General features: G+C 53.9%; 6 protein-coding genes, 2 tRNA genes and 3 rRNA genes. 2 read left to right on the top strand and 9 right to left on the bottom strand.

The genetic code is table 11. The features are described 5' to 3' along the window. Nucleotides 1–5 precede the first annotated feature (5 nt). The 8 genes from ABH912_RS23520 to tyrS all read right to left on the bottom strand — a co-directional run bounded on the left by ABH912_RS23520 (nt 6) and on the right by tyrS (nt 8817). A complete protein-coding gene (locus ABH912_RS23520) occupies nt 6–755 on the bottom strand; it encodes a pantothenate kinase (RefSeq protein WP_033059469.1) in 750 nt (249 codons plus the stop codon). Beyond that, complete coding sequence (birA, locus tag ABH912_RS23515) at nt 745–1704, bottom strand: bifunctional biotin--[acetyl-CoA-carboxylase] ligase/biotin operon repressor BirA (protein WP_429511778.1); 960 nt, start codon at nt 1702–1704, stop codon at nt 745–747. Before birA ends, ABH912_RS23520 begins: the two co-directional genes overlap by 11 nt. Nucleotides 1705–1838: 134 nt before the next feature. Further along, nucleotides 1839–1954, bottom strand: a 5S ribosomal RNA gene (gene rrf, locus ABH912_RS23510). 157 nt (nt 1955–2111) lie between these two features. Beyond that, nucleotides 2112–5003 (bottom strand): 23S ribosomal RNA (locus tag ABH912_RS23505). A gap of 239 nt (nt 5004–5242) precedes the next feature. Continuing rightward, a tRNA-Ala gene (locus tag ABH912_RS23500) sits at nt 5243–5318 on the bottom strand. A gap of 9 nt (nt 5319–5327) precedes the next feature. Then, nucleotides 5328–5404, bottom strand: a tRNA-Ile gene (locus tag ABH912_RS23495). A 122-nt stretch (nt 5405–5526) separates the two neighbouring features. After that, a 16S ribosomal RNA gene (locus ABH912_RS23490) occupies nt 5527–7065 on the bottom strand. The 16S, 23S and 5S rRNA genes sit together here with 2 tRNA genes alongside, the layout of an rRNA operon. A gap of 552 nt (nt 7066–7617) precedes the next feature. After that, nucleotides 7618–8817 carry a tyrosine--tRNA ligase gene (tyrS, locus tag ABH912_RS23485; protein WP_033056187.1) on the bottom strand — a complete coding sequence of 400 codons (1200 nt, stop codon included), beginning with the start codon at nt 8815–8817 and terminating at the stop codon, nt 7618–7620. A 212-nt stretch (nt 8818–9029) separates the two neighbouring features. On the opposite strand from tyrS, the gene ABH912_RS23480 reads away from it, so the two are divergent. Both ABH912_RS23480 and ABH912_RS23475 read left to right on the top strand, forming a co-directional pair. Then, nucleotides 9030–10454: a peptidoglycan DD-metalloendopeptidase family protein gene (locus ABH912_RS23480; protein WP_033056188.1), complete on the top strand. Its 1425-nt coding sequence runs from the start codon at nt 9030–9032 to the stop codon at nt 10452–10454. A 3-nt stretch (nt 10455–10457) separates the two neighbouring features. Then, a complete protein-coding gene (locus ABH912_RS23475) occupies nt 10458–11549 on the top strand; it encodes an anhydro-N-acetylmuramic acid kinase (RefSeq protein WP_033056190.1) in 1092 nt (363 codons plus the stop codon). Between the two features lie 66 nt (nt 11550–11615). Here ABH912_RS23475 and erpA read toward each other — a convergent pair whose 3' ends face one another. Beyond that, on the bottom strand, nt 11616–11966 hold the full coding sequence (gene erpA / locus ABH912_RS23470; protein WP_007947969.1) for an iron-sulfur cluster insertion protein ErpA: 351 nt from the start codon (nt 11964–11966) through the stop codon (nt 11616–11618). Between the last annotated feature and the right edge of the window lie 135 nt (nt 11967–12101).

The raw sequence follows: 12101 nt of genomic DNA, 5'->3' as shown, positions 1-12101 counted from the left end.
AAACCTCAGGACAAGGGACACGCCATAGCCAAACCTACAAACACCAGATCAGGAATCACCCTGGCCTCAGGCACTATCTCGGAAACCAGGTCTGCATCTCCTCCAGTGAGGAACACAGCAAAATCCCCCCCCCAATAGCTACGCGCCAACTCTAACTGCGTCAGGACAAAGCCTCTCAGCATCAACGAGCAACCCCGCTCGACCGCTTCGACAGTTGTCCGACCAGGAACGAGACTTTCCAGAGCGCGCTCGGCTGCTAGATCGCCATAACGAATTCTACGGGTGTGGGTACGCAATTGGTTTCGCATCAGAGGCATACCTGGGCATATAAATCCTCCGAGATGCTCTCCATCCTTAGAGATGAAGTCCGCAGTAACAGCCGTACCAAAATCAAGCACAAGGCACGCACCCGAAGCCAGATGGAATCCTCCAAGCATCGCCAGCCAACGGTCGAGCCCTAACCGCTCAAACTCCTCATAGCCATTACGAACCCCCGACATTTCGCGGGACGGCGCTGCACACACCACCGACACACCAAAAGCTTCTGTCAGCAGAGAAATCAGTGCACTGGTTTCTTCGGCGGTCCTGACACTGACCAACCGACAAAACTTGAGAGCGAGTCCCTTCAGCGCTTTCAAGCCCTCCAACAAAGCGAGATCCGAATCAACGACGCCCTCGCCAACCACCCGCCGAACATCCGCGTCGAGCACACGCCACTTGATAAAACTGTTCCCGCAGTCGAGCTCAAGAATCATCACGCAACCTCAGACTGAGCTCACCACCACTAAAGACTTTTTCCACACCATCCACCTTCAAGCGCAGAGCACCTTGACTATCAATACCCAGCACTTCGCCATCTATATGGTTAACACCTGCGATCAACGACACAGCCCGCCCCTGCCAGAGATGATTTTGCTCCCACTCTGCCTGGATAGCTGAAAATCCGTCGACTTGATGACGAGACAGATATGCCTGGAGCGTCGCACCCAACTCCCCGACCAGGTGATTTCGATCAAACACCTTGCCCGACTCTAGCCGCATGGACGTCCACTGCTGATCTACCTCATCGGTAATCTGCATGTTCACATTAATTCCTACACCCAGCACAACGTGACACACATCAGCAGGATCTCCCACCAGCTCGAGCAATATCCCGGCGATCTTCTTCTGACCGACCAGAACATCGTTGGGCCACTTCAACCCAGCCCCCGAAATACCAAGCTCGCGCAGGGCCTGCATGACGGCGAGCCCGACAACTAGGCTCAAGCCTTCCAGCTGACGCATTCCACCGTCAATACGCAGCACGAGGCTGTAATAAATGTTTTCCGCGAATGGACTTGCCCACTTACGTCCACGCCGGCCGCGACCTGCAGTTTGCCGCTCAGCAAGCACCAGAAAGGGTGCCGCCTGCCCTCGCTCTACGGCGCGCAAAGCCTCGGCATTAGTGGAGTCAATTGAATCGAAAACCAGGATAGGCCAATCACAAGAAGGCGCCTGCTCTCTTATCTCGACAGGATCAAGCAGCGTCAATGGCGCAGCCAGTTGATAGCCGCGCCCCCGCACCTTATGAATGGATAATCCCAGCTCAGCTTCTAAATGCTGAAGCTGCTTCCAAACGGCACTACGACTGACACCCAAGGCGACGCCCAAGGCCTGACCCGAATGGAATCGGCCATCTTTAAGAAGCTTTAACAATGTCAGCATGCAAGTCTCGCCTCACAATGAGGCCCGCATGATAGCCATGCCTCGCGCCATTGCATAGAAACCCTACAGGGCAGTTTTCTGCGGGCAAAACAAAACCCCTACCTGCATACGCAGATAGGGGTTTCGGAATTTAATCTTGACGATGACCTACTCTCACATGGGGAAACCCCACACTACCATCGGCGATGCATCGTTTCACTGCTGAGTTCGGGATGGGATCAGGTGGTTCCAATGCTCTATGGTCGTCAAGAAATTCGGTAGCCAGGTCGTTTGCCTTGCGGCGCACGCTCCAGCGAATGGGTATGCGATAGTCTGGTGTTTTGTGAGTATCTCGAACTTTCGGTTCGTTTCGTCTTCACACACCGCAATCTGGTCTCTTTCGAGTTCACAAATTGCTTGGGTGTTATATGGTCAAGCCTCACGGGCAATTAGTATTGGTTAGCTCAACGCCTCACAGCGCTTACACACCCAACCTATCAACGTCGTAGTCTTCGACGGCCCTTCAGGGGACTCAAGGTCCCAGTGAGATCTCATCTTGAGGCTAGTTTCCCGCTTAGATGCTTTCAGCGGTTATCTATTCCGAACATAGCTACCCGGCAATGCCACTGGCGTGACAACCGGAACACCAGAGGTTCGTCCACTCCGGTCCTCTCGTACTAGGAGCAGCCCCTCTCAAATCTCAAACGTCCACGGCAGATAGGGACCGAACTGTCTCACGACGTTCTAAACCCAGCTCGCGTACCACTTTAAATGGCGAACAGCCATACCCTTGGGACCGGCTTCAGCCCCAGGATGTGATGAGCCGACATCGAGGTGCCAAACACCGCCGTCGATATGAACTCTTGGGCGGTATCAGCCTGTTATCCCCGGAGTACCTTTTATCCGTTGAGCGATGGCCCTTCCATACAGAACCACCGGATCACTAAGACCTACTTTCGTACCTGCTCGACGTGTCTGTCTCGCAGTCAAGCGCGCTTTTGCCTTTATACTCTACGACCGATTTCCGACCGGTCTGAGCGCACCTTCGTACTCCTCCGTTACTCTTTAGGAGGAGACCGCCCCAGTCAAACTACCCACCATACACTGTCCTCGATCCGGATAACGGACCTGAGTTAGAACCTCAAAGTTGCCAGGGTGGTATTTCAAGGTTGGCTCCACGCGAACTGGCGTCCACGCTTCAAAGCCTCCCACCTATCCTACACAAGCAAATTCAAAGTCCAGTGCAAAGCTATAGTAAAGGTTCACGGGGTCTTTCCGTCTAGCCGCGGATACACTGCATCTTCACAGCGATTTCAATTTCACTGAGTCTCGGGTGGAGACAGCGCCGCCATCGTTACGCCATTCGTGCAGGTCGGAACTTACCCGACAAGGAATTTCGCTACCTTAGGACCGTTATAGTTACGGCCGCCGTTTACCGGGGCTTCGATCAAGAGCTTCGCGTTAGCTAACCCCATCAATTAACCTTCCGGCACCGGGCAGGCGTCACACCCTATACGTCCACTTTCGTGTTTGCAGAGTGCTGTGTTTTTAATAAACAGTCGCAGCGGCCTGGTATCTTCGACCGGCATGGGCTTACGCAGTAAATGCTTCACCCTCACCGGCGCACCTTCTCCCGAAGTTACGGTGCCATTTTGCCTAGTTCCTTCACCCGAGTTCTCTCAAGCGCCTTGGTATTCTCTACCCAACCACCTGTGTCGGTTTGGGGTACGGTTCCTGGTTACCTGAAGCTTAGAAGCTTTTCTTGGAAGCATGGCATCAACCACTTCGTCACCCAAAGGGCAACTCGTCATCAGCTCTCGGCCTTAGAATCCCGGATTTACCTAAGATTCCAGCCTACCACCTTAAACTTGGACAACCAACGCCAAGCTGGCCTAGCCTTCTCCGTCCCTCCATCGCAATAACCAGAAGTACAGGAATATTAACCTGTTTTCCATCGACTACGCTTTTCAGCCTCGCCTTAGGAACCGACTAACCCTGCGTCGATTAACGTTGCGCAGGAAACCTTGGTCTTTCGGCGTGGGTGTTTTTCACACCCATTGTCGTTACTCATGTCAGCATTCGCACTTCTGATACCTCCAGCAAGCTTCTCAACTCACCTTCACAGGCTTACAGAACGCTCCTCTACCGCATCACCTAAGTGATACCCGTAGCTTCGGTGTATGGTTTGAGCCCCGTTACATCTTCCGCGCAGGCCGACTCGACTAGTGAGCTATTACGCTTTCTTTAAAGGGTGGCTGCTTCTAAGCCAACCTCCTAGCTGTCTAAGCCTTCCCACATCGTTTCCCACTTAACCATAACTTTGGGACCTTAGCTGACGGTCTGGGTTGTTTCCCTTTTCACGACGGACGTTAGCACCCGCCGTGTGTCTCCCATGCTCGGCACTTGTAGGTATTCGGAGTTTGCATCGGTTTGGTAAGTCGGGATGACCCCCTAGCCGAAACAGTGCTCTACCCCCTACAGTGATACATGAGGCGCTACCTAAATAGCTTTCGAGGAGAACCAGCTATCTCCGAGCTTGATTAGCCTTTCACTCCGATCCACAGGTCATCCGCTAACTTTTCAACGGTAGTCGGTTCGGTCCTCCAGTTAGTGTTACCCAACCTTCAACCTGCCCATGGATAGATCGCCCGGTTTCGGGTCTATTCCCAGCGACTAGACGCCCTATTAAGACTCGCTTTCGCTACGCCTCCCCTATTCGGTTAAGCTCGCCACTGAAAATAAGTCGCTGACCCATTATACAAAAGGTACGCAGTCACCCAACAAAGTGGGCTCCCACTGCTTGTACGCATACGGTTTCAGGATCTATTTCACTCCCCTCTCCGGGGTTCTTTTCGCCTTTCCCTCACGGTACTAGTTCACTATCGGTCAGTCAGTAGTATTTAGCCTTGGAGGATGGTCCCCCCATATTCAGACAAAGTTTCTCGTGCTCCGTCCTACTCGATTTCATGACTAAGAGATTTTCGCGTACAGGGCTATCACCCACTATGGCCGTACTTTCCAGAACGTTCCGCTAATCTCAAAGCCACTTAAGGGCTAGTCCCCGTTCGCTCGCCACTACTAAGGGAATCTCGGTTGATTTCTTTTCCTCAGGGTACTTAGATGTTTCAGTTCCCCTGGTTCGCCTCTTAAGCCTATGTATTCAGCTTAAGATAACCATCTTATGATGGCTGGGTTCCCCCATTCAGACATCTCCGGATCAAAGTCTGTTTGCCGACTCCCCGAAGCTTTTCGCAGGCTACCACGTCTTTCATCGCCTCTGACTGCCAAGGCATCCACCGTATGCGCTTCTTCACTTGACCATATAACCCCAAGCAATCTGGTTATACTGTGAAGACGACATTCGCCGAAAATTCGATAATACTCAATTAAGAGCAACTCACAAATTTTACCTTAGCCTGAGCCGTTACCAGTGAAAGTAACGTTCAGTCTATCTTTCTATCACATACCCAAATTTTTAAAGAACGATCTAATCAAAGACTAGAAATCAATATTCGCTTGAGAATATTCATTTCTAAACTCTAACAGCAGAAGCAGTTAATGGTGGAGCCAAACGGGATCGAACCGTTGACCTCCTGCGTGCAAGGCAGGCGCTCTCCCAGCTGAGCTATGGCCCCATACAAAATTGGTGGGTCTGGGCAGATTCGAACTGCCGACCTCACCCTTATCAGGGGTGCGCTCTAACCAACTGAGCTACAGACCCAATTTCGAGCGCGTAACTGTTAGCGTGAGCTATCAGCTTGGAGCTTAAAGCTGCTTCTATCGTCTTCTTCAATGAATCAAGCAATTCGTGTGGGAGCTTATGGAGCAGCTGATGTCGTCGATTAAGGAGGTGATCCAGCCGCAGGTTCCCCTACGGCTACCTTGTTACGACTTCACCCCAGTCATGAATCACACCGTGGTAACCGTCCTCCCGAAGGTTAGACTAGCTACTTCTGGTGCAACCCACTCCCATGGTGTGACGGGCGGTGTGTACAAGGCCCGGGAACGTATTCACCGCGACATTCTGATTCGCGATTACTAGCGATTCCGACTTCACGCAGTCGAGTTGCAGACTGCGATCCGGACTACGATCGGTTTTCTGGGATTAGCTCCACCTCGCGGCTTGGCAACCCTCTGTACCGACCATTGTAGCACGTGTGTAGCCCAGGCCGTAAGGGCCATGATGACTTGACGTCATCCCCACCTTCCTCCGGTTTGTCACCGGCAGTCTCTTTAGAGTGCCCACCTTAACGTGCTGGTAACTAAGGACAAGGGTTGCGCTCGTTACGGGACTTAACCCAACATCTCACGACACGAGCTGACGACAGCCATGCAGCACCTGTCTCAATGTTCCCGAAGGCACCAATCCATCTCTGGAAAGTTCATTGGATGTCAAGGCCTGGTAAGGTTCTTCGCGTTGCTTCGAATTAAACCACATGCTCCACCGCTTGTGCGGGCCCCCGTCAATTCATTTGAGTTTTAACCTTGCGGCCGTACTCCCCAGGCGGTCAACTTAATGCGTTAGCTGCGCCACTAAGAGCTCAAGGCTCCCAACGGCTAGTTGACATCGTTTACGGCGTGGACTACCAGGGTATCTAATCCTGTTTGCTCCCCACGCTTTCGCACCTCAGTGTCAGTATCAGTCCAGGTGGTCGCCTTCGCCACTGGTGTTCCTTCCTATATCTACGCATTTCACCGCTACACAGGAAATTCCACCACCCTCTACCATACTCTAGCTTGTCAGTTTTGAATGCAGTTCCCAGGTTGAGCCCGGGGATTTCACATCCAACTTAACAAACCACCTACGCGCGCTTTACGCCCAGTAATTCCGATTAACGCTTGCACCCTCTGTATTACCGCGGCTGCTGGCACAGAGTTAGCCGGTGCTTATTCTGTCGGTAACGTCAAAACACTAACGTATTAGGTTAATGCCCTTCCTCCCAACTTAAAGTGCTTTACAATCCGAAGACCTTCTTCACACACGCGGCATGGCTGGATCAGGCTTTCGCCCATTGTCCAATATTCCCCACTGCTGCCTCCCGTAGGAGTCTGGACCGTGTCTCAGTTCCAGTGTGACTGATCATCCTCTCAGACCAGTTACGGATCGTCGCCTTGGTGAGCCATTACCTCACCAACTAGCTAATCCGACCTAGGCTCATCTGATAGCGCAAGGCCCGAAGGTCCCCTGCTTTCTCCCGTAGGACGTATGCGGTATTAGCGTCCGTTTCCGAGCGTTATCCCCCACTACCAGGCAGATTCCTAGGCATTACTCACCCGTCCGCCGCTCGCCACCAGGTACAAGTACCCGTGCTGCCGCTCGACTTGCATGTGTTAGGCCTGCCGCCAGCGTTCAATCTGAGCCATGATCAAACTCTTCAGTTCAAACATCTTTGGGTTTTTAAGAAACCCTAAACTTGGCTCAGCAATCGTTGGTTACATCTTTGATTTCTCGCGGAGTAACTTGTGATGCTGATAATCTTGTTGACTATCAGTCTGACTCCACAAGCACCCACACGAATTGCTTGATTCAGTTGTTAAAGAGCGGTTGGTTAAGAGCTTTCGTCTCAACCGAGGCGCGCATTCTACAGCAGCCTCTGTTGCTGTCAAGCGGTTATTTTCCGAAGTTTTCAAAGTTTCCTTTGCAACTTCAACCACTTGCGCCTTCGATCTCTCGTTAGCGGGAGGCGAATTCTACAGCGTTACTCGCTGCTGTCAACACCTCTTTTGTTCCGCTTTCGACCGAGAAGATCGATTCGTTAAAAGAGCCAAACCACCCTGCTCTTTCAACTCCTTCTGGGCTTCGATGAGCTGAAGCCACTCGCTGCCGAAAACTGCGTAACTCGTTGTTTGCCAAGGAGTTTTCCGTTTCGACTGCGCCGGAAGTGGGGCAAATTATAGACTTCCAGAATCTACCGTCAACCCCTAATTTGAGCTTTATTCGGATTTGAGCGTAATACGCGCAAATGCCTTCTTCCCTGCCTGGCACACATGGGTCGCGCCCAGTACGTATATAAAGGTGCGATCGACAACCTCACCATCTATACGCACACCACCAGACCCCAGAAGGTCTCGCGCAACAGCCGAATTCTTGACCAGGCCCGCCTTATTAAGGACAGCAGCGATCGGCATGTCTTCAGTAGCAGTCAATTCGATCTCCGGCAGATCGTCCGGCAGTTCGCCATCCTTCATACGGTTACCCGCTGCACGGTGAGCATTGGCCGCAGCCTCTTCACCATGGAAGCGCGCAACGATCTCTTCAGCCAGCTTGATCTTGATATCACGCGGATTGGCCCCCGCCTCGACATCAGCACGGAATGCATTGATCTCATCCATGGAACGGAAACTGAGCAACTCGAAGTAGCGCCACATCAGCGCATCCGGAATGGAAACCAGTTTGCCGTACATCACACCCGGCGCTTCCTGAATACCCACGTAGTTGCCCAAAGATTTGGACATCTTCTTCACGCCATCCAGACCTTCGAGCAGCGGCATGGTCAGAATGCACTGAGCCTCTTGACCATACCCACGCTGCAGTTCACGCCCCATCAACAGGTTGAACTTCTGATCAGTACCACCCAGCTCGACATCCGCGCGCAAGGCTACCGAGTCGTACCCCTGAACCAGCGGATAGAGAAACTCATGAATGGCGATCGGCTGATTGGTGGTGTAGCGCTTATAGAAGTCGTCGCGCTCAAGCATACGAGCCACGGTGTACTGAGAAGTCAGGCGAATGAAATCGGCCGGCCCCATCTGATCCATCCAGGTGGAGTTGAACGCAACTTCGGTTTTCGCCGGATCAAGAATCTTGAAAACCTGGGTCTTGTAGGTCTCGGCATTCTCGAGAACCTGCTCGCGGGTAAGAGGAGGACGCGTCGCACTCTTACCGCTCGGATCGCCGATCATCCCGGTGAAGTCACCTATAAGGAAGATCACCTGATGCCCCAGCTCCTGGAACTGGCGCAGCTTGTTAATAAGCACGGTATGACCCAGGTGCAAATCCGGCGCGGTCGGATCGAAGCCTGCCTTAATACGTAGCGGCTGGCCACGCTTGAGCTTTTCGATCAGCTCGGACTCGACCAACAGTTCTTCCGCACCACGTTTAATCAGCGCTAGCTGCTCTTCAACCGACTTCATAACAGACCCGCAAGGCTCGAATTCAAAGGGAACCAACCATACAAGATCGCGCGTCAAATACAAGTTCTGCCCGGCGCACGGACGCCAATCCACGGACACAGCGTTCGCGGACTTGCTTCAGAGATGATTTGGTTATATTTTATACAGTTATTTCATCTTCATCATGTCATTCATCTTTTCCAATTCATCTTTTTCAAAGTCAAAAATTACCTATGACCAAAGAATCGTCTAAAGCGCCGCCGCTTTACCCGAAGACTCACCTGCTCGCAGCAAGTGGCATCGCCGCCCTTCTGAGCCTGGCGCTTCTGGTATTTCCTTCCAGTGATGTTGAAGCCAAAAAGACGACCCTGAGTCTTGAACTGGAAAGCCCTGCTGAACAACTGACACAAGATCAAGACGCTGCCGAGGCCGTCCAGGCCACAAATGAGCCAGCAGCTTCCCCTTTCGCGCAGATCGAAAACAGCGCCGAAGAACCCCAGGAAACCGCTCAGGCCGCGCCCGCGCCGGCGCCTGTGATCGAAGAAAAAAAGTCTCCAAACCACAGGGAAGTGATCGTTTCTAAAGGCGATACGCTCTCCACACTGTTTGCAAAAGTCGGCCTTCCAGCAGCTTTGGTGCATGAAGTGCTGGCCAGTGACAAACAAGCCAAGCAGTTCAGTCAGCTCAAACATGGCCAGAAACTCGAATTCGAACTAGGCCCCAATGGCCAGCTGACCAACCTGCACAGCAAGGTCAGCGACGTCGAAAGCATCACCCTGACCAAGAATGACAAGGGTTATGCATTCAACCGCATTACCGCCAAGCCGACCGTGCGCTCCGCCTACGTTCATGGCGTGATCAACAGCTCCCTGTCACAGTCCGCTGCACGCGCCGGCTTGTCCCACAGCCTGACCATGGACATGGCCAGCGTGTTTGGCTATGACGTCGACTTCGCCCAGGATATTCGCCAGGGTGACGAGTTCGATGTCATCTACGAACAGAAAGTCGTCAATGGCAAGGCTGTCGGCAATGGCCCGATCCTTTCCGCTCGCTTCACCAACCGCGGCAAGACCTACACCGCTGTGCGTTACACCAATAAACAAGGCAACAGCAGCTACTACACTGCTGACGGCAACAGCATGCGCAAGGCGTTTATCCGTACCCCGGTGGACTTCGCCCGTATCAGCTCAAAATTCTCGATGGGCCGCAAACACCCGATCCTGAACAAGATCCGCGCTCACAAAGGCGTCGACTATGCAGCGCCGCGCGGTACTCCAATCAAAGCAGCCGGTGACGGCAAAGTGTTGTTGGCCGGTCGCCGTGGCGGCTACGGCAATACCGTGATCATCCAGCACGGCAACACCTACCGTACGCTGTACGGCCACATGCAGGGCTTTGCCAAAGGCGTGCAGACCGGCAGTAGCGTCAAACAGGGCCAGGTGATCGGCTACATCGGCACCACCGGACTTTCCACCGGACCGCATTTGCATTACGAGTTCCAGGTCAATGGCGTGCACGTCGACCCACTAGGCCAGAAGGTGGCGATGGCCGATCCGATCTCCAAAGCCGAGCGCGCACGTTTCCTCGCACAGAGCCAACCGCTGATGGCGCGCATGGATCAAGAGAAATCCACGCAGCTGGCTTCGAGCAAGCGCTAAGCCATGGCTCTCTATATAGGTGTGATGTCCGGGACCAGCCTCGACGGCCTGGACATAGCGCTGATCGAGCTGACTCCGGCGATCAACCTGATCGCCACGCACTACACCCCAATGCCTGAATCCCTGCGCGCCGAGCTGCTTGGCTTGTGCGCCAGCGGCCCGGACGAGATTGCCCGCTCCGCGATCGCTCAGCAAAACTGGGTGACATTGGCAGCACAGGGCATCCATACCCTCCTCGACCAACAAAACCTGAAACCCGAAGACATTCGCGCGATTGGCAGCCACGGCCAGACCATTCGCCACGAACCGGCGCGAGGCTTCACCGTGCAGATCGGCAACCCTGCCCTTCTGACCGAGTTGACCGGCATCACCGTGGTCAGCGACTTCCGCAGTCGCGATGTTGCGGCTGGCGGACAAGGCGCCCCACTGGTCCCAGCCTTTCACGAAGCGTTGTTTGAAGAACGCGCAGGCAATCGCGCGGTATTGAACGTTGGCGGATTCAGCAACCTCAGCCTGATCGAGCCCGACAAACCGGTAGCCGGTTTCGACTGCGGCCCGGGCAATGTGCTGCTGGATGCCTGGATTCACCAGCAACGCGGCGACAACTTTGATCGCGATGGCCAATGGGCTGCCAGCGGCAAGGTCGAACCGGCCCTGCTGAACGAACTGCTGAGTGATCCATTTTTCGTGACCAAAGGCCCCAAGAGCACCGGCCGCGAAGTGTTCAACCTGCCATGGCTGACACAGCATCTATCGAAGCTGCCGACCTTCGCCGCCGAAGATGTACAGGCAACCCTGCTCGAACTGACCGCCCTGACCATCGTCGAGTCACTGCAAGGCGCTCAAACAGATACTCAGGAACTGTTGGTTTGCGGCGGCGGCGCGCACAACATCACACTGATGAATCGATTGGCCAGCTTGCTGCCTAACGCCAAGGTCAGCAGCACCGCGGCTTACGGTGTAGACCCCGACTGGGTCGAAGCCATGGCCTTCGCCTGGCTGGCCCATTGCTGCCTTGAAGGCATCGCTGCCAATCGCCCCAGCGTCACTGGCGCCCGCGGCCTGCGCGTACTCGGCGCCATCTACCCCGCTTAATCTGCACACAGCAAAACGCCGCAGAGCCCTGAAGCCATGCGGCGCTTGGTGATGCGGTGATTGCGATCAGATCGAGAACGAAGAGCCGCAGCCACACGTGGTGCTGGCGTTCGGATTCTTGATCACGAAGCGCGACCCTTCCAGGCCTTCCTGATAATCCACCTCGGCACCTGCCAGGTACTGGAAGCTCATCGGGTCAACGACCAGACTCACCCCTTCGCGCTCGACAATGGTGTCGTCATCGGCCACTTCTTCATCGAAGGTGAAGCCGTACTGAAAACCTGAACAACCGCCGCCCGTAACGAATACGCGCAGTTTCAAGCGATCATTCCCCTCTTCATCGACCAGGCTCTTCACCTTGTGCGCGGCACCGTGGGTGAATTGCAAAGCCGTGGGGGTGAAGGATTCGACGCTCATGCTAACTATCTCCCGGCGTTACGCCGCCATAATGCGTGATGACGCGCATTATCCGCTTCTCCTAGAAAATCGGTCAACTATTGTTACGGTATATCAATCAACCCAATCGTAAGCCCTGAATGCAAAAAGGCCCGT

Origin of the sequence: Pseudomonas sp. BT76 TE3572 (genome assembly GCF_050435365.1) — a bacterium.
GTDB lineage: Bacteria > Pseudomonadota > Gammaproteobacteria > Pseudomonadales > Pseudomonadaceae > Aquipseudomonas > Aquipseudomonas fluorescens_W.
Note: the sequence above shows the minus strand (reverse complement) of the source record. Positions and strands in the feature narration are given on the sequence as shown.